The 23,560-nt window shown below is 64.3% G+C and carries 23 protein-coding genes; 10 read left to right on the top strand and 13 right to left on the bottom strand.

The genetic code is table 11. The features are described 5' to 3' along the window. Window positions 1-53: 53 nt before the first annotated feature. The 6 genes from ileS to chrA form a co-directional block, all read right to left on the bottom strand. Entirely contained in the window at window positions 54-2,981 is a 2,928-nt protein-coding gene (gene ileS, locus ACM6UT_RS15875; RefSeq protein ID WP_416798315.1) for an isoleucine--tRNA ligase, read from the bottom strand. Window positions 2,982-3,213: 232 nt separating this feature from the next. Beyond that, entirely contained in the window at window positions 3,214-3,657 is a 444-nt protein-coding gene (locus ACM6UT_RS15870) for a DUF6691 family protein (RefSeq protein WP_416798314.1), read from the bottom strand. Window positions 3,658-3,668: 11 nt separating this feature from the next. Then, window positions 3,669-4,085 carry a YeeE/YedE family protein gene (locus tag ACM6UT_RS15865; protein WP_416798313.1) on the bottom strand — a complete coding sequence of 139 codons (417 nt, stop codon included), beginning with the start codon at window positions 4,083-4,085 and terminating at the stop codon, window positions 3,669-3,671. A gap of 144 nt (window positions 4,086-4,229) precedes the next feature. After that, on the bottom strand, window positions 4,230-5,210 hold the full coding sequence (locus ACM6UT_RS15860) for a bifunctional riboflavin kinase/FAD synthetase (protein ID WP_416798312.1): 981 nt from the start codon (window positions 5,208-5,210) through the stop codon (window positions 4,230-4,232). A gap of 27 nt (window positions 5,211-5,237) precedes the next feature. Then, window positions 5,238-6,089, bottom strand: a complete 852-nt coding sequence (locus tag ACM6UT_RS15855) for a TIGR01459 family HAD-type hydrolase (protein WP_416798311.1) — start codon at window positions 6,087-6,089, stop codon at window positions 5,238-5,240. 120 nt (window positions 6,090-6,209) lie between these two features. Further along, window positions 6,210-7,643 (bottom strand): chromate efflux transporter, encoded by a 1,434-nt coding sequence (gene chrA / locus ACM6UT_RS15850; RefSeq protein ID WP_416798310.1) that lies wholly within the window; start codon window positions 7,641-7,643, stop codon window positions 6,210-6,212. Window positions 7,644-7,818: 175 nt separating this feature from the next. Between chrA and ACM6UT_RS15845 the strand changes: the two genes are divergently transcribed. The 5 genes from ACM6UT_RS15845 (at window position 7,819) to ACM6UT_RS15825 (ending at window position 12,524) form a co-directional block, all read left to right on the top strand. Further along, window positions 7,819-8,160: a hypothetical protein gene (locus ACM6UT_RS15845; protein WP_416798309.1), complete on the top strand. Its 342-nt coding sequence runs from the start codon at window positions 7,819-7,821 to the stop codon at window positions 8,158-8,160. Window positions 8,161-8,383: 223 nt separating this feature from the next. Beyond that, window positions 8,384-8,680, top strand: a complete 297-nt coding sequence (gene groES / locus ACM6UT_RS15840) for a co-chaperone GroES (protein WP_114362633.1) — start codon at window positions 8,384-8,386, stop codon at window positions 8,678-8,680. A 69-nt stretch (window positions 8,681-8,749) separates the two neighbouring features. After that, complete coding sequence (gene groL / locus ACM6UT_RS15835; protein WP_416798308.1) at window positions 8,750-10,390, top strand: chaperonin GroEL; 1,641 nt, start codon at window positions 8,750-8,752, stop codon at window positions 10,388-10,390. Between the two features lie 1,127 nt (window positions 10,391-11,517). Beyond that, the gene (locus tag ACM6UT_RS15830) at window positions 11,518-11,922 is read left to right on the top strand and encodes a hypothetical protein (RefSeq protein ID WP_416798307.1); all 405 of its coding nucleotides are present in this window, start codon (window positions 11,518-11,520) and stop codon (window positions 11,920-11,922) included. 158 nt (window positions 11,923-12,080) lie between these two features. After that, complete coding sequence (locus ACM6UT_RS15825; RefSeq protein ID WP_416798306.1) at window positions 12,081-12,524, top strand: DoxX family protein; 444 nt, start codon at window positions 12,081-12,083, stop codon at window positions 12,522-12,524. A 62-nt stretch (window positions 12,525-12,586) separates the two neighbouring features. Here ACM6UT_RS15825 and ACM6UT_RS15820 read toward each other — a convergent pair whose 3' ends face one another. The 4 genes from ACM6UT_RS15820 to hisS form a co-directional block, all read right to left on the bottom strand. Continuing rightward, window positions 12,587-13,189 carry a class I SAM-dependent methyltransferase gene (locus tag ACM6UT_RS15820; RefSeq protein WP_416798305.1) on the bottom strand — a complete coding sequence of 201 codons (603 nt, stop codon included), beginning with the start codon at window positions 13,187-13,189 and terminating at the stop codon, window positions 12,587-12,589. Window positions 13,190-13,196: 7 nt separating this feature from the next. Beyond that, complete coding sequence (gene hisG / locus ACM6UT_RS15815; RefSeq protein ID WP_416798304.1) at window positions 13,197-13,892, bottom strand: ATP phosphoribosyltransferase; 696 nt, start codon at window positions 13,890-13,892, stop codon at window positions 13,197-13,199. Beyond that, window positions 13,889-15,073, bottom strand: a complete 1,185-nt coding sequence (locus ACM6UT_RS15810) for an ATP phosphoribosyltransferase regulatory subunit (RefSeq protein WP_416798303.1) — start codon at window positions 15,071-15,073, stop codon at window positions 13,889-13,891. The genes hisG and ACM6UT_RS15810 overlap by 4 nt, the downstream gene beginning before the upstream one ends. Window positions 15,074-15,241: 168 nt before the next feature. Next, the gene (hisS, locus tag ACM6UT_RS15805) at window positions 15,242-16,762 is read right to left on the bottom strand and encodes a histidine--tRNA ligase (RefSeq protein WP_416798302.1); all 1,521 of its coding nucleotides are present in this window, start codon (window positions 16,760-16,762) and stop codon (window positions 15,242-15,244) included. A gap of 194 nt (window positions 16,763-16,956) precedes the next feature. On the opposite strand from hisS, the gene ACM6UT_RS15800 reads away from it, so the two are divergent. Further along, entirely contained in the window at window positions 16,957-17,400 is a 444-nt protein-coding gene (locus tag ACM6UT_RS15800) for a GyrI-like domain-containing protein (RefSeq protein ID WP_416798301.1), read from the top strand. A 207-nt stretch (window positions 17,401-17,607) separates the two neighbouring features. Beyond that, on the top strand, window positions 17,608-18,312 hold the full coding sequence (locus ACM6UT_RS15795) for an HAD family hydrolase (protein WP_416798300.1): 705 nt from the start codon (window positions 17,608-17,610) through the stop codon (window positions 18,310-18,312). A gap of 4 nt (window positions 18,313-18,316) precedes the next feature. On the opposite strand, the gene ACM6UT_RS15790 is transcribed toward ACM6UT_RS15795, so the two are convergent. After that, window positions 18,317-18,949 carry a DNA-3-methyladenine glycosylase I gene (locus tag ACM6UT_RS15790; RefSeq protein ID WP_416798299.1) on the bottom strand — a complete coding sequence of 211 codons (633 nt, stop codon included), beginning with the start codon at window positions 18,947-18,949 and terminating at the stop codon, window positions 18,317-18,319. 217 nt (window positions 18,950-19,166) lie between these two features. On the opposite strand from ACM6UT_RS15790, the gene ACM6UT_RS15785 reads away from it, so the two are divergent. The 3 genes from ACM6UT_RS15785 to ACM6UT_RS15775 all read left to right on the top strand — a co-directional run bounded on the left by ACM6UT_RS15785 (window position 19,167) and on the right by ACM6UT_RS15775 (window position 21,634). Continuing rightward, a complete protein-coding gene (locus tag ACM6UT_RS15785) occupies window positions 19,167-19,913 on the top strand; it encodes a L,D-transpeptidase (protein ID WP_416798298.1) in 747 nt (248 codons plus the stop codon). Between the two features lie 132 nt (window positions 19,914-20,045). Next, a complete protein-coding gene (locus ACM6UT_RS15780; protein ID WP_416798297.1) occupies window positions 20,046-20,741 on the top strand; it encodes a L,D-transpeptidase in 696 nt (231 codons plus the stop codon). A gap of 227 nt (window positions 20,742-20,968) precedes the next feature. Beyond that, entirely contained in the window at window positions 20,969-21,634 is a 666-nt protein-coding gene (locus tag ACM6UT_RS15775) for an outer membrane protein (RefSeq protein ID WP_416798296.1), read from the top strand. A 39-nt stretch (window positions 21,635-21,673) separates the two neighbouring features. Here ACM6UT_RS15775 and ACM6UT_RS15770 read toward each other — a convergent pair whose 3' ends face one another. Together ACM6UT_RS15770 and glcF are read right to left on the bottom strand one after the other, a co-directional pair. After that, complete coding sequence (locus ACM6UT_RS15770; RefSeq protein WP_416798295.1) at window positions 21,674-22,141, bottom strand: hypothetical protein; 468 nt, start codon at window positions 22,139-22,141, stop codon at window positions 21,674-21,676. A gap of 64 nt (window positions 22,142-22,205) precedes the next feature. Continuing rightward, complete coding sequence (glcF, locus tag ACM6UT_RS15765) at window positions 22,206-23,510, bottom strand: glycolate oxidase subunit GlcF (protein WP_416798294.1); 1,305 nt, start codon at window positions 23,508-23,510, stop codon at window positions 22,206-22,208. Between the last annotated feature and the right edge of the window lie 50 nt (window positions 23,511-23,560).

The following is a 23,560-nucleotide window of genomic DNA, read 5'->3' as shown; positions in this document are numbered from 1 at the left end:
GGCAGGTTTTACCGGATGACAGGCAAAAGCGCAAATCACCCGGTAACATTTGCTTAACGAAGTGCGGCGAGCTCCCGCAGGGCGGCGGCATCACGGGCAGAGACATCCGGGTAATCCGGATCGGACCCGACATCCGTGGTGATGCGCCAGGAACGGGCACACTTGCGGCCCTCGGCGAGCTTCGGCTCGACCGAAACCTTGCCGACTTCCGGCAGGCGGAAGGCGTCCGCCGGCCCCTCGTCGGCAACCACCGTGATATTGGAGGTGATGCAGATTTCGGCGAAGTCCTGACCTTCGAGCGCCTGGAAGAGCGCCGGATCGCCGACATGGACGACCGGGGCGGCCTCGAGCGAGGAGCCGATGCGCTTGTCCTTGCGCTCGATTTCGAGCGCACCTGTGACGACGGTGCGAACCTGGCGGATCTTGCTCCACTTCTCGTCGAGTGCCGGGTTCAGCCATTCGGCCGGGATTTCCGGGAACTGTTCGAGATGCACCGACGCCGCCTGCGGATTGCGCGACAACCAGGCTTCCTCGGTGGTGAAGGGCAGCATCGGCGCCATCCAGGTAACGAGGCAGTCGAACAGCTTGCGGATGACCGCGAGCGAGGCACGACGGCGCAGCGAAGACGGCGCGTCGCAATAGAGCGCGTCCTTGCGGACGTCGAAGTAGAAGGCCGACAGCTCGATGTTGGAGAAGTCGATCAGCGAACGGGTGATCCGCTTGAAATCGAAGGCGTCGTAGCCCTCGCGCACGACCCTGTCGAGCTCGGCGAGACGATGCAGCATCAGCTTTTCGAGTTCCGGCATATCGGCGTAGGCGATCTCCTCGCCCTTGTCGTGGGCGAGCGTGCCGAGCATCCAGCGGATGGTGTTCCTGAGCTTGCGATAGGCGTCGATGTTGGTCTGGATGATCGACTTTCCGAGGCGCTGGTCTTCCCAGTAGTCGGTGGTCATGACCCAGAGGCGCAGGATGTCGGCGCCCGATTCCTTCATCACATCCTGCGGGAACACCTGATTGCCGAGCGACTTCGACATCTTGCGGCCGTCCTCGGCCATGGTGAAGCCATGGGTGATGACGGCGTTGTATGGCGCGCGGCCGCGCGTGCCGCAGCTTTCGAGCAGGGACGAATGGAACCAGCCGCGGTGCTGGTCGGAGCCTTCGAGATAGACGTCGGCCGGCCATTTCAGGTCCGGACGGTCCTCCAGCGTGAAGGCGTGGGTAGAACCCGAGTCGAACCAGACGTCGAGGATGTCCATGACCTGGTTCCAGATGTCCGGATTGTGGGCGTTGCCGAGGAAGCGCTCCTTGGCACCCGGCGCGAACCAGGCATCGGCACCTTCCTTCTCGAAGGCGTCGAGGATGCGGCCATTGACCTCGTCGTCGACCAGCACGTTACCGTCCTTGTCGGCGAAGACGCAGATCGGCACGCCCCAGGCGCGCTGGCGCGACAGCACCCAGTCGGGACGCTGCTCGATCATGCCGCGCAGGCGGTTCTGGCCCATGGCCGGCACGAAGCGGGTCTCGTCGATGGCTTTGAGCGCACGCGAGCGCAGCGTCGAGCCGTCGCCGAGGTCCTTGTCCATGTAGACGAACCACTGCGGCGTGTTGCGGAAGATGACCGGCTTCTTCGAGCGCCAGGAGTGCGGATAGTCGTGCTTGATGCGGCCGCGGGCGAAGAGGTGGTTGGCCGCGATCAGCGCCTCGATGACGCGCTTGTTGGCGTCGCCCTTCTTGCCGTTGTCGTCCATGACGCGGGCAGCGCCACCCTCGGCCGAGGGGCCGAAGCCGGGCGCCTCGTCGGTGTAATAGCCGTCGTCGCCGACCGTGAACGGGATCTTCGTCGAGATGCCGCGGGCTTCGAGCGCACGCACGTTGTCCATCCACGCGTCGAAGTCCTCGCGACCGTGGGACGGCGCGGTGTGCACGAAGCCGGTACCGGCATCATCGGTGACGTGGTCGCCGTCGAGGAGCGGAACCGGGAAGGTGTAGCCCAGGGCCTCGAGCGGATGCGCACAGATGATGGTGGCGAGTTCATCGCCTTCGACGTCACGGACGAGCTTCAGCGTCACCTTGGCCTTGGCGGCGCATTCCTCGGCGAGGCGCGTCGCGAAGATGAGCTTTTCGCCGGGCTGCGGACCGAAGTCGTTCTGTGCCGCCGTCACCTCGTAGAGACCATAGGGGAAGCGCGAGGAGAACGAGATCGCGCGGTTGCCCGGGATGGTCCAGGGCGTGGTGGTCCAGATGACGACGAAGGTGTGGAGAAGGTCGCCCGACCGTTCGCCGGCATGCTGCACGGGGAACTTGACCCAGATCGTGTCGCTCTCGACCTCGTGATACTCGACTTCCGCTTCTGCGAGCGCCGTGCGCTCGACGACCGACCACATGACCGGCTTCGAACCGCGGTAGAGCTGGCCGGACGTGGCGAACTTCAGAAGCTCGCCAGCGATGCGGGCTTCGGCATGGAAGTTCATCGTCGTGTAGGGGTTCTCGAAGTCACCCTCGATGCCGAGCCGCTTGAACTCACCGGACTGCACGCCGATCCACTTTTCGGCATAGGCGCGGCATTCCTTGCGGAATTCGATCATCGCCGAGGGCTGCTTGAGGTCGGGCTTTTCCTTGCCCTTGGCGCGGTAGTTCTCTTCCTCGATCTTCCATTCGATCGGCAGGCCGTGGCAGTCCCAGCCCGGAACGTAATTGGCGTCGTAGCCGCGCATCTGGAACGAGCGGGTGATGACGTCCTTCAGGATCTTGTTGAGCGCGTGGCCGATATGGATGTTGCCGTTGGCATAGGGCGGGCCGTCGTGGAGGACGAACTTCTCGCGGCCGGCGGCGGAGGCGCGGAGCTTCTTGTAAAGGCCCATCTCCTGCCAGCGTGCCACCATCTCGGGCTCCTTCTGCGGCAGGCCTGCGCGCATCGGGAATTCGGTCTGGGGAAGGTAGAGGGTCGAGGAATAGTCTTGCTTTTCTGCGGTATCGGTCATGATCTTGCCATCGAGAGATGCGCCGGCGAAGGGCGGCGCCAAGTTCCTGGAAAAACGGAAACGAAAAAGGCGCTTTTGCAAACGCCGAAAACCCGGACCCTCCGGCAGCTTTCAAAGCGCGCGGAAGGCCGGGCCAATAATTCGAAGGGACATGGTCAGCCGTACCCTGGTCATGGGGCGCTGTTTAAGCGTTTTTGCCGAGAAAAGGAAGAGGCCCGCCGCGGCAAATGCTTCACGCCGGCCGCTCGGCGAGCGTGAAGACCTTCATGTCGAGGAGACGGCGCGCGATCAGCATGCCGGCGACCATGGCCACGAGGAAGACATAGGCTTCCCGATGGCCGAGGCCGAGCGCGGGAATGGAGCCGCCGGGGCAGAAGCCGGCGATCCCCCAGCCGATGCCGAAGAGGAGCGAGCCGCCGATCAGCCGGCCGTCGATGCGGCCGCGGGCCGGGATATGGAAGCGCGTATCGAAGACCGGCTTTTTGCGCCGGCGCTGCAGGAGCGCATAGCCGGGCGCGGTGACCAGGAGAGCCCCCGCCATGACGAAGGCGAGGCTCGGATCCCAGGTGCCGGCGAGATCGAAGAAGTTCATCACCTTGGACGGATCGGCCATCCCGGAAAGCACGATGCCGAGGCCGAAGACGGCGCCGATGAGGAGCGCGGCGAGATATTTCATCACGACAATCCTCAGAATACGTGGCGGAGCAGGAAGACGGTGACGAAGGCGGCCGCCATGAAGCTCGCCGTCGCGGCGATCGAGCGCGGCGAGAGCCTTGCCAGCCCGCAGACGCCGTGGCCGGAGGTGCAGCCGGAGCCGAAGGTGACGCCGAGGCCCGTCACCACGCCGCCGACGACGAGGGCGGCAAGCGAGAGCGGCGCCGAGAAGCTCACCGTATGGCCGGTGGCCTGCAGGAGCGCCGGCGCGCCGATCGCACCGCCGAGAAAGGCGACCCGCCAGCCCCAATCGGCGGCAAGCGGCGGGAAGACGCCGATGACGATCGCCGACATGCCAGCGATCCGCCCCCAGAACGCCATCAGCAGAACGGCGGCAAGGCCGATCAGCAGGCCGCCGGCAAAGGAGAGGTAGGGGGTGAATTCGGTCATGCAATCGATCCTGGGAGGCTGGCGGCGAGAATAGCCGGACTCTATCGGTCGCGGCGGCCGTGATATAGAAATTTCCTTATATTTCCGGGGATCGCGCGGAAACGCTTTTGCAGCGCCCGGGCAAAACGCAGAAAAGAAGAGGTTTCAGAAGGCGATCTTGCGATCGAGCGCGCTGATCGGCTGCACGCCGGCAAGCAGCGCCCGCGTCTCCTCCTCGTCGCGGAGGATCTGCGCGACCAACGGTTCGAGACCGGCGAACTTCAGTTCGTCGCGCAGGCGCCCGAAGAAGGAGACGGCGCAGACCTCGCCGTAGAGATCGGCGGAGAAATCGAAGACGAAGGTTTCGAGCAACGGCGCGCCGTCCTCGGTGACGGTCGGGCGGTAGCCGAAACTCGCCACGCCGTCATGCAGCGAACCGTCGGCGCGGCGCAGGCGGACGGCATAGATGCCGGGCTTCAGTTCCGTTTCGGGCGGCAGCGCCATGTTGGCGGTCGGGTAACCTAAGGTGCGGCCGAGCTTCTGGCCGCCGATCACCTCGGCTTCAACGGTGTAGCGGTAACCGAGTAGGCCCGCAGCCTCCGAAACATCGCCATCGCCGAGGCGGGCGCGGATACGGCTCGACGAGACGACTTCGGCGTTCTCGTCGCGGAAGGCGTCGATCAGGGTGACGCCGAAACCGTTCGTCCGTCCAGCCTCCATCAGGAAGGCCGGGCCGCCTTCCCTGCCCCTGCCGAAGTGGAAATCGAAGCCGGTCACGACCTCGCTCGCGCCGAGCCAACCGATCAGGACCGCGTTCACGAAGTCGTCGGCGGAGCGCTGGGAAAACTCCCGGTCGAAGGGATATTCGATGACCGAGTGAAAGCCCATCGCTTCGAGGATGCGGGCGCGCAGCGGCGCAGGCGTCAACCGGAAGACGGGCTTCTCCGGGTTGAAGACGGTCCGCGGATGCGGTTCGAAGGTGAGCACCAGCGCCGGGACGTTGCGGCTCTTCGCGAGATCGAGCGCGCGACTCAAGACGCTCTGATGGCCGCGGTGCACGCCGTCGAAATTGCCGATGGCGACAACGCCGCCCTTCAACTTTTCCGGCAGAGGCTTCTTCTTCTCGTTGCGGTGAAAGACGGTCATGCGTTGTCCCTGCGAACTAACCTCGCGTCAGGCGAGCCTCTGCATCCACCAATTCGGCGCCACCTTCTCGCGGGCGAGATAGGCCTTCAGGATCGCCTCGTCGGTGCGGCCGCTGACGGTATATTCGCCGGCATGGATGCCGCCGCTCACATAGAGAAGGTCGAGGCCGGCATCGAGTGCGCCGCGCACGTCGGTCGGCAGCCCGTCGCCGATCGCCAGAACGCGCGAGACCGGGAAATCGGCGCCGCGCTGTTCGCGGGCGGCGGCAAGGGCGGCCTCGTAGATCGGACGGTGTGGCTTGCCGGCGATCCGCGTCTTGCCGCCGAGCTGCTCGTAATAGGCGGCGACCGCGCCGGCGCAGGGAATCATCCGCGCCCCGCGCTCGACGATCAGGTCCGGATTGGCGCAGATGAGCGGCAGCCCGCGGGCGGAGAAGGCCGTCAGCATGTCGTGATAGTCTTCCGGCACCTCGGTCTCGTCGTCGAAGAAGCCGGTGCAGACGATCGCTTGCGCCGCGTCCTGCGCGACCGCCTCGACATGAAGTCCGTCGAGGAGCGAGAGATCACGGTCAGGCCCGAGAAAGAAGACCTTCGACGGGCCCTCGGCGATCAGCTTGCGGGTGACGTCGCCGGAGGTGATGATCCGGTCATAGGCGGTATCGGCGACGCCGATGGTCTTCAACTGGCTGATGACACCGGGCGAGGGACGCGGGGAATTGGTGATCAGCACGACGGACAAGCCCTTGCCACGCGCTTCGGTCAGCGCCTCCGAGGCCGAGGGAAAGGCGTCGACGCCGTTGTGCAGCACGCCCCAGACGTCGCAGAGGATCACGTCGTAACGGTCGCTGACGTCGCTCAAGCTGGAAATGTGTTCGGGCATTCCTCGGTCCTGTCGTGGAAAATGGTCCCGGCTGACATCGCAAAGGAGAGCCGGCAAGGCAAGGGGATTTGCAGACGCTTGCGGAAATATGCCCGGTCAGCGCGTTCTTCAAGCCGACACTCAGGAGACGAAGAGCCGCAATGCGAGGCCGAGCGCGGCCGCCACGACAAGCACCCGGCCGATGCCGAATCCGAACCGGAAGATGAGAAGCGCCGACAGAAGCGAGACGGCGAGGGCCGCCGGATCGAGCGTCGCCGGGTCCGGTAGGCTGATCGAGACGGAAAAGACGCCCGGCGCACCGTCGAGGCCCTGTCCTCCGAAGCCCCGCCAGAACACAAACCGGCGCACCTCGGCGAAGAGAACATGTAGGGCGAACCAGACGGCGAGATTGAGGATCACGCCGACGACGGCGGCGGTGATCGCCGAAAGCGCCCCGGTCAGCAGCCGGTTGCCGCGCAGCCGTTCGATATAGGGGGCACCGGCGAAAATCCAGATGAAGCTCGGCACGAAGGTGGCCCAGGCGGTGAGCAGCGCGCCGAGCACACCGGCCGGAAAGGCTCCGACCATGCCGGGATCGCGATAGCCGGCGAGGAAGCCGACGAAGGAGAGAACGAGCACCAGCGGCCCCGGCGTCGTTTCGGCGAGCGCCAGACCGTCGAGCATCTCGCCGGGTTTCAGCCAGTGGTGCGTTTCGACGGCCACCTGCGCGACATAAGCGAGCACGGCATAGGCGCCGCCGAAGGTGACGAGCGCCATCTTCGAGAAGAAGGCGAAGACCGCGGATAAAGCGCCGCCGAGGGCGCCGGTCGAGAGCAGGAGCAACGGCGCCTGCCACACCGCGATCCAGAAGAGGAGCACGAGCAGGCTTCGGCCCGACAGAAATCCGCCGTCCGGCATGCGGCGCTCCTCCGACACAAGGGCTTCCGTGATAGAGGCCGGAACGGCCGGCCCGGCACGTGCGACCAGGAAGCCAGCCAGACCAGCGATCAACACCACCAGCGGAAACGGTACTGAGAACAGGAAAAGCGAGAGGAAGGCCACGAGTGCCACAAGGCGATGAAAGCGGTTCTTCAATGCCCGGCGGCCGATGCGGATCACCGCCTCGACGACGATCGCCAGGACGGCGGCCTTCAGGCCGAAGAACAAGCCGGCGAGCCAGGTCGTTTCCTGATAGAGCGCGTAGGCGGCCGACAGGCCGACGATCACGGCAAGACCCGGCAGCACGAAGAGCAGCCCGGCGACCATGCCGCCGCGGACGCCGTGCAGCAGCCAGCCGATATAGGTCGCGAGCTGCTGCGCTTCGGGTCCCGGCAGCAGCATGCAGTAGTTCAGCGCATGCAGGAAGCGCTCCTCGGAGATCCACCGCTTCTCGTCGACGGCGATGCGGTGCATGAGGCCGATCTGTGCAGCGGGCCCGCCGAAGCTCAGGACGCCGATCGTCGCGAAGGCCGAGACGAACTCGGAGAATGCCGGCCGCGGCCCTTCCGTCCAGTCCTTTGCCGCTTCCAAGCCTTTCCCTCCTTGTGCACGCCCAAATCCGGCGAGCCCTATCATGCTTCTCCGACAGTTTTGCGAAGACGCGAGCGCGGCTTTGCGGCCGAGCGTAAGCCATTCTGCGGTCGGGGCAACCGCGCTCATCCGAAAAATTGCGAAACCCTATTGACCTCAACATTGGTTGAGGTCCGATCCTCCCATCGTTGTCAGCAAAACAATATTCAGGACCCCGAAAATGAACGTCATGACCCTGACCAAGAGCCGCACCTCCATCTTCCGCGTCGACCGCATGACCTGCCCCGCGGATCACCGCCTCGCACTCGAGGATCGCCTTGCCATCATCCACGGCTATTTCGAGACGCTGCCCGGCTGCCTCTACAACAAGGTGGCCATTGCCGACGGCGGCGAAACCGTGCACATCGTCACCATCGTCGAGTGGGAAAGCCAGAAGGCGCTTGCCGACGCCAAGGCGAAGGTCGCCGAGTTCTACGGTGCGATCGACTTCGACCCGAAGGCCTTCATGTCCGAGCGTGGCATCGTCGCCGAGTTCGGCACCTATGCGGGGCTCGCCATCTGAGGCGAACGAGAAAAAGGCCGGGCATCCGCCCGGCTCACCCGCCCCTATTAACTGGTTTCGAAAGCATTTTCGAAAGTCGCTCCGCTTTTTTCGGAGCGGTTCTTGACTCCCCTCGGCACGCTCCCTAAATCGGTCACGCTAGCACTCACCAAATGCGAGTGCTAATCATATCGATACGGGCGGTTCCCGTCCCGTAGATGTCATTTGATCGAGGGATTAGACAATGGCAAACACCAAATTCCGTCCGCTTCATGACCGCGTCGTCGTTCGCCGCGTGGAATCCGAAGAAAAGACCAAGGGCGGGATCATCATTCCCGACACCGCCAAGGAAAAGCCCGCTGAAGGCGAAGTCGTCGCCGTCGGCCCCGGTGCCCGCGACGAGCACGGCAAGGTCGTTGCGCTCGACGTCAAGGTCGGCGATCGCGTCCTGTTCGGCAAGTGGTCCGGCACCGAAGTCAAGCTCGACGGCGTCGACCTCCTCATCATGAAGGAAGCCGACATCATGGGCGTCATCGGCTGATCGGCCGGTCCTCCATTTCCCGCAATAACGACAATTCACCAGTGGGCCAAAGCCCGGGAGTTTTGAAAAATGGCAGCTAAAGATATCAAGTTCGGCCGTACTGCGCGCGAGAAGATGCTGCGCGGCGTCGACATCCTCGCCGATGCAGTGAAGGTCACGCTCGGTCCGAAGGGCCGCAACGTCATCATTGACAAGTCCTTCGGCGCTCCGCGCATCACCAAGGACGGTGTTTCGGTCGCCAAGGAAATCGAACTCGAAGACAAGTTCGAGAACATGGGCGCCCAGATGGTCCGCGAAGTCGCTTCGAAGACCAACGACATCGCCGGTGACGGCACCACCACGGCAACCGTTCTCGCCCAGGCCATCGTTCGCGAAGGCGCCAAGGCCGTTGCCGCCGGCATGAACCCGATGGACCTGAAGCGCGGTATCGACCTCGCCGTCGCCGAAGTCGTCAAGGATCTCCAGGCCAAGGCCAAGAAGATCAACACTTCCGAAGAAGTTGCCCAGGTCGGTACCATTTCCGCCAACGGCGAACGCCAGATCGGTCTCGACATTGCAGAAGCAATGCAGAAGGTTGGCAATGAAGGCGTGATCACGGTCGAAGAAGCCAAGACCGCCGAAACCGAACTCGAAGTCGTCGAAGGCATGCAGTTCGACCGCGGCTACCTGTCGCCCTACTTCGTCACCAACCCGGAAAAGATGATCGCCGACCTCGAAGACGCTTACATTCTCCTGCACGAGAAGAAGCTCTCGAACCTCCAGGCTATGCTCCCGGTTCTCGAAGCCGTCGTCCAGACCGGCAAGCCGCTCGTCATCATCGCTGAAGACGTCGAAGGCGAAGCTCTCGCCACCCTCGTCGTCAACAAGCTGCGTGGCGGCCTGAAGATCGCTGCCGTCAAGGCTCCGGGCTTCGGCGATCGCCGCAAGGCCATGCTGGAAGACATCGCGATCCTCACCGGCGGTACGGTCATCTCCGAAGACCTCGGCATCAAGCTCGAGAACGTCACCCTCGACATGCTCGGCCGCGCCAAGAAGGTCTCGATCTCCAAGGAAAACACCACGATCGTCGACGGTGCCGGCCAGAAGTCCGACATCGAAGGCCGCGTCGGCCAGATCAAGGCCCAGATCGAGGAAACCACCTCCGACTACGACCGCGAGAAGCTGCAGGAACGCCTTGCCAAGCTCGCTGGTGGCGTTGCCGTCATCCGCGTCGGCGGCTCGACGGAAGTCGAAGTGAAGGAAAAGAAGGACCGCATCGACGACGCGCTCAACGCGACCCGCGCTGCTGTCCAGGAAGGCATCGTGCCCGGCGGTGGCGTGGCTCTGCTGCGTTCGTCCGCGAAGATCACCGTCAAGGGTGTCAACCAGGACCAGGAAGCCGGCATCAGCATCGTTCGTCGCGCTCTGCAGGCTCCGGCCCGCCAGATCGCCGAGAACGCCGGTGACGAAGCCTCCATCGTGGTCGGCAAGATCCTCGAAAAGGACAACGACAACTTCGGCTACAACGCCCAGACCGGCGAATATGGCGACATGATCGCCATGGGTATCGTCGACCCGGTCAAGGTCGTTCGCACGGCTCTCCAGGACGCAGCTTCGGTTGCCGGCCTGCTGGTCACCACCGAAGCCATGATCGCCGAACTGCCGAAGAAGGACGCTCCGGCTGGCATGCCGGGCGGCATGGGCGGCATGGGCGGCATGGACATGATGTGATCCATCCCCTCACCGGGATTTGACGAACGGGCGGCCTTCGGGTCGCCCTTTTGCGTTTGCCACCCATGCATGCTTGCTGCTCCAGCGCGACAAGCGCGCAGAAGGGGCGGCATGGACATGATGTGATCCATCCCCTCACCGGGATTTGACGAAAGGGCGGCCTTCGGGTCGCCCTTTTGCGTTTGCCGCCCATGCATTCTTGCTGCTTCAGCGCGACAAGCGCGCAGAAGGGGCGGCATGGACATGATGTGATCCATCCCCTCACCGGGATTGACGAAAGGGCGGCCTTCGGGTCGCCCTTTTGCGTTGGCCGCCCATGCTTTCTTGCTGCTTCAGCGCGACAAGCGCGCAGAAGGGGCGGCATGGACATGATGTGATCCATCCCCTCACCGGGATTGGACGAAAGGGCGGCCTTCGGGTCGCCCTTTTGCGTTGGCCGCCCATGCTTTCTTTCTGCTTCAGCGCGATAAACGCGCAGAAGGGGCGGCATGGACATGATGTGAGCCATCCCCTCACCGGGATTTGACGAAAGGGCGGCCTTCGGGTCGCCCTTTTGCGTTGGATGAATCACCGCAGGGACGGGCTCGACGATCCTTTGGCAACCGGGCGGAGCACGCCCCTCTCCACTCCCGATCGGTCTTGATTGAAGAAGTGCCGCCGCCGCGAGCCCGTTTTCGCCTCTCCGGATGTTTGGCCGCAAAAAGTCACCTCGGGGGCGTCAAGATTAAAGATTCCATTTGCGGAAATTCTGCAAAATTTATATCGCTTCGTGAGAACTGTCCCATAACGGGACAGTTTGACCCCATCTCTACATCGGCTTTACTGTTCATCTTTGGACAGATTTTCCGGAGAACCTGCACAAGGCGGAGTGGAGTACGCGGCTCCTGTCTCGATATTGCCTGTCCTTAAGAAAGAGATAATATGCACGACAGATTCGCCGGAAGCGTTAGTTCCGGACGTCTCCGTTCTGGCGCCCTGGACGGGCGCGGCAATCTGCCGGTCCCGACCGAAGCGTAGCTTAAGCCACACTGACCGAAACTGAACCCGAGACCGGCCCTCAGCCATCGGCTTCGACTTTGGGGAATGCCTTGTTTAAGATTGCCAGAACCACCCTCGCTGTAGATCCCATGCCGCACTTGCAGACGGGCGGCGGCGATGCCGACAGCTTCTCACGGTTCACCGTTTCCGAATCCTGGACCGGCGATCTCGCCAACGGAATCATCCGTCTCGGCGACCGCGCGACGGTCCTGCACGGATTGGATGGGCCGGAATGCGGGCTGCTCAACATGACTCGCTGCTACGATGCCCACGACCGGGCGCATGTCCTCGACCTGTTCGAGCAGGCCGCGACCGTTTCGTCGACCTTCTGCTATTCGACGACGATTGTCTCCGACGACGAGTATCGCCAGCCCGTTTTCTGCATTGCCGAGACGACAGGAGTAGAGGGCGGCGTCGCGGGCAGTATCTGCGGTGTCTTCATGTTCCCGCGGTTCCGGCTGGCACCGGCGCTTCCGGCCAGCATCTACGCCTGAGACAGGAAGCGGCGACCCGCCGTGCTCCTCGTTGTTTTCTATTCTTGAACGAACAGTCAAGAATTGTGCATCTATCCGCAACAATGGATGCGTGAGAAAAGGTTCGCGAAATCGTCATTGACCGCCTGCATGCAGGCGCACGCAAACAGGAGCCTTTCATGTCGAACGCCAACAATCTGGCCATCCTTCTCGGCCGCGTCCTCTTGTCCTTCATCTTCATCTATTCCGGCTTCGGCAAGCTCGCCGATCCGAGCGCCACCGCCGGCATGATCACCGGCGCCGGCCTGCCCGCAGCCAGCGCACTCGCCTACCTCGCCGGCTTATTCGAACTCGTCGCCGGCCTTGCCGTCCTCGTCGGCTACCAGACCCGGATCGCCGGCTGGCTGCTCGCCGCCTTCTGCGTCTTCACCGGCGTCGTCTTCCACGGGTCTGCGATCAACGTTCCGGACTTCCCGGCTGCCGCCAACGGCTGGCTGACTGTCCTCAACCAGATCATGATGATGAAGAACATCACGCTCGCCGGCGCGTATATCGTGCTCGCCACCTTCGGCCCCGGCGCCTACTCGCTTGACGCCCGCCGCGGCGCCTACGCGATCGCCTGATACGTCAAGCACCCCTGCCCTAATGAAAGAACCCGCCGGAGTGATCCGGCGGGTTCTTGCGTTCAGATGACCCGTCGTGCCAGCCAGATCGTCGCCCCGCCGCAGTCCGGGTCTTCCGCCACGTGATCGACGACGGCGAACCCGTTCGCGTCGAGAAGCCGGCGATATTCCTCGGGTCCGAGGCTCGCATGGTAGAGCGGCTCGCCCTCGAAGGTGCCGACGGCAATGCCCTCGTGCGGGCCGGAGGTGAACATCAGCATCGCGCCTTCGGCCGCATGACGGGCAAAGAGCGGAAACATGTCGCGCTGCTCGTCGGGCGTCAGATGAAAGAAGCTGTGCCAGGCGAGAAGCGCATCGAACGTCCGCCCGAGCGCCAGATGGCGCATGTCGGCGACCCGCCATTCCCCGGCGGGAAAACGCGCCCGGCAGAGACCGATCAGCGTCGGCGAGCTGTCCACACCGGTGACGAGGAGGCGGCGAGCGATAAGATCAGCAGCCATCGGCTCGCCAGAACCGCAGCCGAGGTCGAGCACCGAAGAACCGGGCGGCAATTGCCCGGCGAAACGGTCGAGCCAGCGCTTTTCAAACAGGTGTTTCGAGCGGAGCGCATCGAAGGCGCGGGCGTGGCGCTCATAGAGACCGATCACCCGCTCCGCGTCGCTCATCGCCGCCTCACAGGACCGCGCGGACGGCGCCGACGATCTCGGCGATCCGGGGACCGCCTTCGTGCACGGGCTTTCTTGCCCTGACGAGACAGGCCTCGGATTTCAGGATCACGCCGTCGGAAAGGATCTTCAGATGGTTCGCCCTGAGCGTCGAACCGGTCGAGGTGATGTCGACGATGATGTCCGCCTGGCCGGCAGCGGGCGCCCCTTCCGTCGCGCCGAGGCTCTCGACGATGCGGTAGAGCTGGATGCCGTGCTGGCTCGAGAAGAACTGCTGCGTCAGCCGCCAGTACTTCGTCGCGATGGTGAGCCGCCGGCCGTGGCGGGTGCGGAAATCGGCGGCGACGTCGCCGAGATCGGCCATGCTGTCGACGTCGAGCCAGATTTCCGGCACGGCGACGACGACATCGGCATGGCCGAAGCCGAGGCGGGCGCAAAACTCGACGCGCTTGTCGGCCTCCGCCAGCCCTTCGCGGATCAGGTCCTCGCCGGTGATGCCGAAATCGACGGTGCCGTTGCCAATCTCGCGGGAAATTTCCGAGGCCGAGAGGAAGGCGATCTCGACGTCATCGAAGCCTTCGACACGGCCGCGATAGGAACGGTCATTGCCGACGGCGACGATCTTCATGCCGGCCTTCTCGAAGATCGCCGAGGCGTCGTCCTTCATCCGGCCCTTGGAGGGGAGTGCAATCGTGATGGTCATGCTCCGCTCTTTTCTTCGCGCGGCGGTTCCGCCCGAAAACCGGACTCCACTTTTCGGACCGCCGCGTCAGCCCTCGCCGCCTCGATCCGGTCAAGCCACAGCGAGAAGCCGACGGCCGGGATATGGCTTTCCGCACCGAGCAGCGTCAGCAGCCGGTCGAAGCGACCGCCGCCGGCGAGCACGGCCGGCGAACCTTCGGCGGCGATCTCGAAGACGAGGCCGGTATAATAGTCGAGCGGGCGCCCGAAGGCGGCGCGATAGGTGATCGTCGTCAGGTCCAGCCCGGCCTCGGCCAGCGCCGCGACCCGCTCGTCGAAGCGCGACAGCGCCGACCCGAGCGTCAGGCCGGCAGCATCGGCGAAACCGGCAAGCGCGCCGGAGGCTTCCGAAAGCGGCAGTTCGAGCGACAGGAACTCACGCAGGAGCAGCAGTGCCGCGCCGTCGAGCCGCGTCTCGGCGAGCGCCAGCTTCTCCTTGAGCCGTGCGGCGATCTCGACCGGCGAGCGGCTGGCATTGGTGGAATAGCCGGTCGCCTGCATGGTGGCATCGATATGGGCGATCAGTGCGGCCTCGTCGCCGTTCGCCACGAGGTTCGCGACGACGGGATCGAGGCCCTGCACATGGTTGGGGCTCGCAAGCTTGCGCAACAGCTGCTCGATCTGCTCGCTGTTGCCGAAGGCGTGGATCAGCCGCTTCTGCCAGCCGCCGGGCAGGCCGAGCGCCTTGACCACCGCCTCGAACACCGCCTGGTCGCCGAGCACGACCGAAAGGCGGCGCTGCGGCAGAAGGCGGGTCAGGACACCCCAGGCATCGCCGATCGCACGGGCGTCGGCGCGCGCGATCGCGGTGTCGCCGAGATCCTCGATGCCGGCCTGGTAGAACTCGTTGCTGCCCTCGCGACGCTGGCGGAAAACTTCGCCCAGATAGGCGTAGCGCTTCGGCGTGCCGGTCGCCGTCTCGATATGGCGGAGACAGACGGGAATGGTGAATTCCGGCCGCAGGCAGAGGCTCGCGCCCCGCTCGTTCTCGGTCAGGAAGATGCGCCGGCGAAGGTCCTCGCCGGCCATGTCGAGGAAGGGCTCGGCCGGCTGGATGACCGGCGTGTCGACCCGCACCGCACCGCGACCGGCGAACTCGTCAAGAATGTCGGCGGCGAAGTCCGGCATGTTGATCAGGGGCATGGGCTGGCTCCCGCATGATTGGGGACATACCCCCCTCTGTCACTTCGTGACATCTCCCCCTCAAGGGGGGAGATCAGCGGGAGCATGCCGCCACTGCAGCGGATTGATCTCCCCCCTTGAGGGGGAGATGCCCGGCAGGGCAGAGGGGGGTAGCGACGGAGAAACAACTTAAAGCCCCTTCGCCCGCCGGCGGTCCTCCGCCTGGGCGGCGAGGATCTCTTTTACCTTGGCGACGAGGTCGGCTTCCGGCACGACCTCCTGCGCCACGCGGGCCTCGCGCCATTCGGCGTTGTCGGTGATCTCGCCGGAGAGGCGCTTGCCCTCGATCAGGTCCTTGATCTGCACCACGCCTTGCGCGCGTTCGTCGCCACCCTGGATGATGGCGATCGGCGCGCCGCGGCGGTCGGCATATTTCAGCTGGTTGCCGAACTTCTTCCAGTTGCCCTGGTACATTTCGGCGCGGATGCCGGCATTGCGGAGATCCTGCGTGAACTTCTGGTAGCGGCCCATGCTCTCGACATCGCCGTCCATGACGGTGACGAGAACCGGCGCGACCACCTCGTCGGCGCCGAGCTTGCCGAGGTTCTTCAAGGCCGTCATCAGGCGCGACACGCCGATCGAGAAGCCCGTGGCCGGGACCGGCTGGCCCATGAAGCGCGAAACGAGCCCGTCATAGCGCCCGCCGCCGCCGACCGAGCCGAAGACGACCTTCTCGCCCTTTTCGTTGGTGACGTCGAAGGTGAGCTCGGCTTCGTAGACCGGGCCGGTGTAGTATTCGAGACCGCGCACCACCGACGGGTCGATCTTGATGCGGTCGGGGCCGTAGCCGGCACCCAGCACGAGGCTCCGGATGAGGTTCAGTTCATCGACACCTTCCGCACCCTTCTCCGTCCCGGCGACCAGTTCTGCGAGATGAACCGCGCTCTCGGCGTAGTCAGTAATCGAGACGAAGAAGAGGACCTTTTCGATCTGGTCGGCATCGAGGCCCGCACCCTTGGTGAAGTCGCCGGACTCGTCCTTGCGGCCTTCGCCGAGCAGCAGCGTGACACCTTCAGTGCCGAACTTGTCGAGCTTGTCGATTGCGCGCAGCACGGTCAGCCGGCGGGCGGCGTTCTCGTCGCCACCGACACCGATTGCTTCCATCACGCCGTCCAGAACCTTGCGGTTGTTCACCCGGATCACGTAGTCGCCACGCTTGATGCCGAGGGCTTCCAGCGTGTCGGCCATCATCATGCACATCTCGGCATCGGCGTTGACGCCCGGCGCGCCGACGGTGTCGGCGTCGAACTGCATGAACTGGCGGAAGCGGCCGGGGCCCGGCTTCTCGTTGCGGAAGACGTAACCGGCGCGATAGGTGCGGTAAGGTAGCTGGATTTCCTGGAAATTCTCCGCCACGTGGCGGGCGAGCGGCGCCGTCAGGTCATAGCGGAGACTCATCCACTGGTCGTCATCGTCCTGCAGGGAGAAGACGCCCTCGTTTGGACGGTCGGCATCGGGCAGGAACTTGCCGAGCGCATCGGTATATTCGAAGAGCGGCGTCTCGACCGGATCGAAACCGTAGCGCTCGTAGACCTCGCGGATCTTGCCCCCCATCTCGTTGACGGCGCGGATGTCGGCGGCCTCGCGATCGACGAAGCCGCGCGGCAGGCGGGCCTTCAGCTTCTGCGGTTTCCTGGGCTTTTCGTTCATGATGGGCATATCCGGCGATTGCGGGTCTTGGGCTGCGGCCTGCTCTAACGGATTGGGCAAAAACCGGCAAGCGGAATGATCCTCGCGGCCTCTCCGCACCGCTTGACCGGCTTGAGACGCCGCAATAGCTTCGCCGCGACTTGCACCCCGCTCCGCGGGATCTTCGATCGCCAGCAACAGCTCAGGAGGCCGCCATGATCGAGCTCGTCGAATTGCCGGAACTCGTCGTCATCGGAATTTCCGTGGAAGGACGCTTCGACGAGTTGTCGCGGGTGGTGCCGGATGCGTGGAACCGGCTCTTCGACGCCGACACCGGGGCGACGGCCTTCCTGGAGGTCTCGACCGGCACCGAGAACGGCGTCTATCGCGAACTCGTCGGCTTCATGGCCGCCACGGCGACGGAGGTACCGGAAGGCATGACGAGGCTCGTCGTGCCGGCGCAGCGCTATCTCCGGCTCGTCCACAGCGGGCCGCTCGGCGATATCTACAAGGGCTTTTCGATGCTCTACGCCCATGCCGACCGCAGGGGGCTCCGTACCACCGAATTCAAGCTCGACTTCGGCTATGCCCCAGGCCTTCCGGATATGCCGCACGAGCTGCACGTGGCGCTGGCGCCGGCAACGCTTTCGCTCGCCTGATGCCAGCCGAAGCGCTGAACTTCGCCGCGGCCTGCGCCCTGTCCGTACCGCACGAACATTCGATGGAAGTCGACAATCCGGCAGAGCAAGTTGCGGCCGGTCCTCCACATTCCCTCCGATCGGAGGGTTTCCGCGCAAAACCATTGCTTTGCCACAGGCCGGGTCTAAACTTGCGTGCTTTCATTCCCATGCGACGGACTGACGACGATGACCCTGCGACCTCTCGCCACCATCGGCTTCGATGCCGATGACACGCTCTGGCAGAACGAACAGTATTACCGGCTGACGGAAGAGCATTTCACCGCTCTGCTTGCCGACTTTGCCGAGCCCGAGCACATCTCCGGACGGCTGTTGGAGGCAGAGAAGCGGAACCTCGCCTATTACGGTTTCGGCATCAAGGGCTTCACCCTTTCGATGATCGAGACGGCGCTCGAAATCACCGACCGCTGCGTGCCGGCACGGGTGATCGACGACATCCTCCGGGTCGGGCGGGAGTTGCTCAGCCATCCGGTCGAGACGCTGCCACATGCCCGCGACACGCTGGAGCGGCTTGCCGGCGACTACTATCTGATCCTCGTCACCAAGGGCGACCTCTTCGACCAGGAGCGCAAGCTTGCGCAGTCGGGCCTCGGCGAACTCTTCGACGCGGTGGAGATCGTCTCCGACAAGACGGCGACCACCTATCGCCGTGTCTTCTCCCGCAACGGCGACAGCCCGAACCGGGCGATGATGGTCGGCAATTCGCTGAAGTCCGACGTGGTGCCGGCAATCGCCGCCGGCGCCTGGGGCGTCTTCGTGCCGCACGAACTGACCTGGGTGCTGGAGCAGGTGGAAAAGCCGCTCGAGGCGCCGCGTTTCCGCGAGATCGCCCATCTCGGCGAGCTGCCGGACCTGCTGGCGAACCTGCAGTGAGCCGTCAGCGCGGGCGGGCGAAGGCCTCGCGCATCGCCTCGACCCTGCCGCGGCAGACGCAGCCTTCGATGTGGTCGTTGACCAGCCCCATGGCCTGCATGAAGGCATAGACGGTCGTCGGGCCGACGAAGGTCCAGCCGCGCTTGCGCAGGTCCTTCGAGAGCCGCACCGAGGTCGGCGAGGTCGGATTCGCCCTGAGCGTCGCGTAGTCCATCCGTGCCGGGCGTTCCTCGGGGGCGGGCTCGAAGCTCCAGAAATAACGGGCGAGCGAGCCGAACTCCGCCTTCAGCTCGATCGCACGGGCGGCGTTGTTGATCGTCGAAACGATCTTGCCGCGATGGCGTACGATCCCCGCGTCGGCAAGCAGCCGGGCGATGTCGTCCTCGCCGAACTGCGCGACCTTCTCGAAATCGAAGCCGGCAAAGGCGGCACGGAAGTTCTCCCGCTTGCGCAGAATGGTGAGCCAAGAGAGCCCGGACTGGAACCCTTCCAGACAGATCTTCTCGAACAGGCGCCGGTCGTCGGAGACCGGCGTTCCCCACTCGTCGTCGTGGTAGCGGCGGTAATCCTCCAGATTGCCGTGCCAGAAGCAGCGCACGAGCCCGTCGTCGCCGGTGATCAGTCCCGTTCCGTCCATCGCAATGATTCTCCCTGACAGTGGCGCGATGTTTACCATTTGTTCACCAGTTCTCACAACCGGCCGCTAACCCTGACGAAAGGTTTATCGAAAAGGCCGCATTTTCATGAACGGCGATTTACCAATTCTGCGCCGGCCGGATGGCACCGTGCGGCGATCCGGGGCCGGAGGACGGCCCTTCGTCAGTTCTCGGTGTTAATTGTAGCGAGACCGCCCGATGATCAAGAAAACCCTCCTGCTCGCCACGAGCCTCGTCCTGCCCCTCGCCCTCGACGCCCACGCCAACGACCGTTACCGCAATCGTCCGCCGGTCGTCGTCAGCTCCGACCTCACCGCCCCTTGGGTGATGCAGCTCGGCGGCGCCGTGCGTCCGGTCGTCTATGCGCCGCGCCCGCAGCCGATGGCGCCCGCCCCGCGCCGGCAGATCCGGCGAAGCTTCGACCAGCCGGCTGCAATCGCCCCGCAACCCGTCGCGGTGCGGCCGGACAATCCGGCACCGAAGGAATTCAATCCGATCTACCTGCCGCAGATGGTCGACTACCAGACGGCCGAACCCGCCGGCACCATCGTCATCGACACCAACAACAAGTTCCTCTATCTCGTGCTCGGTGATGGCAAGGCGCGCCGCTACGGCGTCGGCGTCGGCAAGCCGGGCTTTGAATGGGCGGGCAAGCACAAGATCACCCGCAAGGCCGAGTGGCCAGCCTGGAACCCGCCGCAGGAAATGATCACTCGCGAGGCGGCGAAGGGTCACTTCATTCCCGCCCACATGGAAGGCGGCCCGGCCAATCCGCTCGGCGCACGCGCCATGTATCTCGGTTCGACGCTCTACCGCATCCACGGCACCAACGCGCCGTGGACGATCGGCAACGCCGTTTCCTCGGGCTGCATCCGCATGCGCAACGAGGACGTCGTCGACCTCTACGAGCGCGTGAATGTCGGCACGACGGTCGTCGTCATCTGACGATTTCGGACAAACGCGCAGTTCTTCGCAGTATTCCGCTCAATTCCCGCCTTTGCCGGCCGCTTTGGACTTGAATCCGCAAGCGAGTCGGCTAAGGCTTTTTTCCGGTATAATTCAAGGGGGAAGTCCACCATGTCGAAATACTTGTCCATGCTTGCAGCAGCTGCGATCGCTGCGACGGGCATGCTGGCGCCGGTCGAGGCCGACGCCTTCCAGGCTGCGGCTGCACGGCCTGCGACGGTTGCGAACGACGTGACGCTCGTCGCACAGAAGCCGAAGCAGCCGGCCGAAAAGTTCCGCCGCCGCGTCGTACGGCTCGTCACCGACGAGAAACCCGGCACCATCATCATCGATACCAACAACAAGTTCCTCTACTACGTCGACGGCAACAACCGCGCGACCCGTTACGGCGTCGGCGTCGGCCGCGAGGGCTTCGGCTGGTCGGGCGTCGTGAAGATCGGCCGCAAGGAAGAGTGGCCGAGCTGGCGTCCGCCGGCAGAGATGCGCCGCCGCGAAGCCGCCAAGGGCCACATGCTGCCCGTCGTACAGGAAGGCGGCATCGACAATCCGCTCGGCGCACGCGCCATGTATCTCTTCAAGGGCGGCCGCGACACGATCTTCCGCATCCACGGCACGAACCAGCCGTGGACGATCGGCCTCAACATGTCGTCCGGCTGCATCCGCATGATGAACAAGGACGTCGAGCACCTCTACGAGCGCGCGTCGATCGGCACCAAGGTGATCGTCGTCGGCCCCGGCAATCGGCAGGGCGACGTCAGCTTCGAGGACCGCGGCATCGACCTCCTGCGAACGATCCTCGGCGGCTGACGTGACACGGCCAGTGCCGGTCCTTCCGAAAGGCGCGCGAGTGATCGAGCGCCTCTTCCTTTTCCAGGTGCTCCGGACACAGAAATGTGATGACGGAGCGTTCCGGCACCGAGCAATTCCTTATAGGGCACAACATTCCTGGCCGCAGTGATGCAAAATAGGAACAGACTTGGCCGTTGACACCACCTAATATGCGGTCAAGCTCAAACAGCAGAATCAGGTTCCCAATGTCGAAGAAAATCGCCTGCCTGTCTTCTTCCGCGGCCGTCGCCGCACTCCTGCTTTTCACCTCCGCGGCCCGCGCCGAGATGGCGATCTCCGTCTACGGCGGCGTACAGTCGGCGCCGCATAGCGACGTCGAAGTCTCCGACGAACCGGATTTCACCGCCGGCTGGGAAGGCAACTCCTTCTCCATGCCGCCCTATTACGGCATTCGCGGCACCTGGTGGATGGAAGAGATCGGCCAGCCGAACCTCGGCGTCTCGCTCGATTATAGCCATGCCAAGGTCTATGCGGACGACGAAACGCTTGCCGATACGGGCTGGAGCCACTTCGAATTCACCGACGGCCTCAACCTCGTGACGCTGAACGCACTCTACCGCTTCCCGATCGAGGGCACCCGGTTCACGCCCTACGTCGGGGCCGGCGCGGGCGTGAACATTCCGCACGTCGAAGTGACCCGCGCCTCCGGCACCACCTCCGAATTCCAGCTCGGCGGCGCGACGGTGCAGGCCCAGGTCGGCGTCGCCTACGACATCGCGGACCGCTGGCAGGCCTTCGTCGAATACAAGGGCAACTATTCCTGGGTCGATGCGGATATCGACAGCGGCGCGACGATCAAGACCAACATCATGACGAACGCCGTCAACGCCGGTATCACCTTCCGCTGGTGAGGCCCGTCCGGGCCGGCACATCGGGGCAGGTCTGCCGGCCTATTTCACTTCGCAGAGAACCCGCCCGTCGCGGGAAAGGGCGGTCTGGAGATCGCCCTCCGAGCCTTTTTCGCCCGTCCGTATCTTGACCGTATAACCGCCCTGGAGACGAGACGTGTCGCCGGGCAAGGCGGTCGTGTCGACGGTGAGTTCGAGGGTGGCGAAAGGGCCGCTGTCGGATTCGGCATAGACTTGCAGACGCAGTTCGCTGCCGTCCATCCAGTGCTGTTTCAACATCGACGAGGTGAGGCGCATGGTCTCGACGAGGCCCGGGACCTTCGAATCCTTCAGCGTCAGGATGCCGCGGAAATGCTGGAGAGCGCCCTGCTTTTTTTCGGCGCTGAAGCCGCTTTCGAGCGACATCTTCAGGTTTGCGTCGTCGGCTACGCAGTAGATGCGCTGGGCAGCGAGTGCCTCGCACGAACCCGTGAGTGCCGCAATAAGAGCGATCGCTATTCTGGCGCACATTACCGAACCTCCCCCAGAACTGGAAAACTCTCCCGGCCAGAGGTCAGAATTTAACGAAACATCCTTAGGATTTGGCTAATTTCCGCGGGCGCTCCCCGCCATAGGCCCAGTCGAGAAGCTCGACGGTATGGACCACCGGCAGTTCGGTTCCGGAACCGATCTGGGTCATGCAGCCGATATTGCCGGCGGCGATCACCTGCGGCTTCGTCGCGGCGAGGTTCTTCACCTTGCGCGCCTTGAGCTTCTCGGAAATCTCCGACTGCAGGATGTTGTAGGTGCCGGCCGAACCGCAGCAGAGGTGACCTTCCGCCGGTTCGCGCACCGTGAAACCGGCATTCGCCAGCAAGGTCTTGGGCGCCATCGTCACCCTCTGGCCATGCTGCAGCGAGCAGGCGGAGTGATAGGCGACGACCATGCCCTTCGCTTCGAGCCGGGGGAGTTCGAGCGTCGAAAGATATTCCGTCACGTCCTTCGCAAGTGCCGAGACGCGCGCCGCCTTCTCCGCATAGGCAGGGTCGAGCCGCAGCATGTGGCCGTAGTCCTTGATCGTCGTGCCGCAGCCGGAGGCGGTGATGATGATCGCATCGAGGCCGCCCCTTTCGATCTCGCGAGTCCAGGCGTCGACATTGCGGCGGGCGAAATCGAGCGCCTGTTCCTCGCGGCCCATGTGGTGCACCAGCGCTCCGCAGCAGCCCTCGCCCTCCGGCACGACCACCTCGACGCCGATCCGCGTCAGCAGCCGGACCGTCGCCTCGTTGATGCCGGGATCGAGCACCGGCTGGGCACAGCCCGCCAGGATCGCGACGCGGCCGCGCTTCGGCTCACTGGCGGCCGGCGCCGTGGCAGCGAATGATGTCGCCTTTGCCGGCAGCGCGCGCGGGGCAAGCTCGAGCATGGCGCCGAAGGGCTTCAGCTGGGGCACGCGGTTCAGGAGACCCGCGAAGGGCCTGCCGATGCGGGCAAGCGTCAGGGCGAAGCGGAAGCGTGCCGGATAAGGCAGGACCATGGCCAGCACGCCGCGCGTCAGGCGGTTCATGAAAGGGCGTCGGTAGGTCTTTTCGATATGGATGCGGGCATGATCGACGAGATGCATGTAGTCGACACCCGAGGGACAGGTGGTCATGCAGGCGAGGCAGGAGAGACAGCGATCGATGTGGCGCACGATCTGCTCGTCGGCCGGCCGGCCGTTCTCCAGCATGTCCTTGATGAGGTAGATGCGCCCGCGCGGGCTGTCGAGTTCGTTGCCGAGCGTCACATAGGTCGGACAGGTGGCGGTGCAGAAGCCGCAATGCACGCATTTGCGCAGGATCTGCTCGGCTTCCGCGACGTGCGGGTCGGCCAGTTGCTCGGCAGTGAAATTGGTCTGCAAACTCGAAACTCCAGCGCATGGAGGAAGAGGCCCTGCCCCTCCCTCCTTTG

This window comes from Ciceribacter azotifigens, from assembly GCF_048159625.1.
Lineage (GTDB): Bacteria > Pseudomonadota > Alphaproteobacteria > Rhizobiales > Rhizobiaceae > Allorhizobium > Allorhizobium azotifigens.
This window is presented reverse-complemented; position numbering and strand designations above follow the sequence as displayed.

Coding starts and splice junctions, on each gene's coding strand:
- chrA (WP_416798310.1), bottom strand. CDS start 7,643: ATGATAGGGCTCGCCGGATTTGGGCGTGCACAAGGAGGGAAAGGCTTG.
- ACM6UT_RS15790 (WP_416798299.1), bottom strand. CDS start 18,949: ATGGACGGAACGGGACTGATCACCGGCGACGACGGGCTCGTGCGCTGC.
- hisS (WP_416798302.1), bottom strand. CDS start 16,762: ATGAACGAAAAGCCCAGGAAACCGCAGAAGCTGAAGGCCCGCCTGCCG.
- hisG (WP_416798304.1), bottom strand. CDS start 13,892: ATGACCATCACGATTGCACTCCCCTCCAAGGGCCGGATGAAGGACGAC.
- ACM6UT_RS15795 (WP_416798300.1), top strand. CDS start 17,608: ATGACCCTGCGACCTCTCGCCACCATCGGCTTCGATGCCGATGACACG.
- groL (WP_416798308.1), top strand. CDS start 8,750: ATGGCAGCTAAAGATATCAAGTTCGGCCGTACTGCGCGCGAGAAGATG.
- ACM6UT_RS15780 (WP_416798297.1), top strand. CDS start 20,046: ATGTCGAAATACTTGTCCATGCTTGCAGCAGCTGCGATCGCTGCGACG.
- ACM6UT_RS15785 (WP_416798298.1), top strand. CDS start 19,167: ATGATCAAGAAAACCCTCCTGCTCGCCACGAGCCTCGTCCTGCCCCTC.
- ACM6UT_RS15830 (WP_416798307.1), top strand. CDS start 11,518: ATGCCGCACTTGCAGACGGGCGGCGGCGATGCCGACAGCTTCTCACGG.
- ACM6UT_RS15870 (WP_416798314.1), bottom strand. CDS start 3,657: ATGAAATATCTCGCCGCGCTCCTCATCGGCGCCGTCTTCGGCCTCGGC.
- ACM6UT_RS15865 (WP_416798313.1), bottom strand. CDS start 4,085: ATGACCGAATTCACCCCCTACCTCTCCTTTGCCGGCGGCCTGCTGATC.
- ACM6UT_RS15860 (WP_416798312.1), bottom strand. CDS start 5,210: ATGACCGTCTTTCACCGCAACGAGAAGAAGAAGCCTCTGCCGGAAAAG.
- ACM6UT_RS15855 (WP_416798311.1), bottom strand. CDS start 6,089: ATGCCCGAACACATTTCCAGCTTGAGCGACGTCAGCGACCGTTACGAC.
- ACM6UT_RS15845 (WP_416798309.1), top strand. CDS start 7,819: ATGAACGTCATGACCCTGACCAAGAGCCGCACCTCCATCTTCCGCGTC.
- ACM6UT_RS15825 (WP_416798306.1), top strand. CDS start 12,081: ATGTCGAACGCCAACAATCTGGCCATCCTTCTCGGCCGCGTCCTCTTG.
- ACM6UT_RS15770 (WP_416798295.1), bottom strand. CDS start 22,141: ATGTGCGCCAGAATAGCGATCGCTCTTATTGCGGCACTCACGGGTTCG.
- ACM6UT_RS15810 (WP_416798303.1), bottom strand. CDS start 15,073: ATGCCCCTGATCAACATGCCGGACTTCGCCGCCGACATTCTTGACGAG.
- ACM6UT_RS15820 (WP_416798305.1), bottom strand. CDS start 13,189: ATGAGCGACGCGGAGCGGGTGATCGGTCTCTATGAGCGCCACGCCCGC.
- ileS (WP_416798315.1), bottom strand. CDS start 2,981: ATGACCGATACCGCAGAAAAGCAAGACTATTCCTCGACCCTCTACCTT.
- ACM6UT_RS15775 (WP_416798296.1), top strand. CDS start 20,969: ATGTCGAAGAAAATCGCCTGCCTGTCTTCTTCCGCGGCCGTCGCCGCA.
- ACM6UT_RS15800 (WP_416798301.1), top strand. CDS start 16,957: ATGATCGAGCTCGTCGAATTGCCGGAACTCGTCGTCATCGGAATTTCC.
- groES (WP_114362633.1), top strand. CDS start 8,384: ATGGCAAACACCAAATTCCGTCCGCTTCATGACCGCGTCGTCGTTCGC.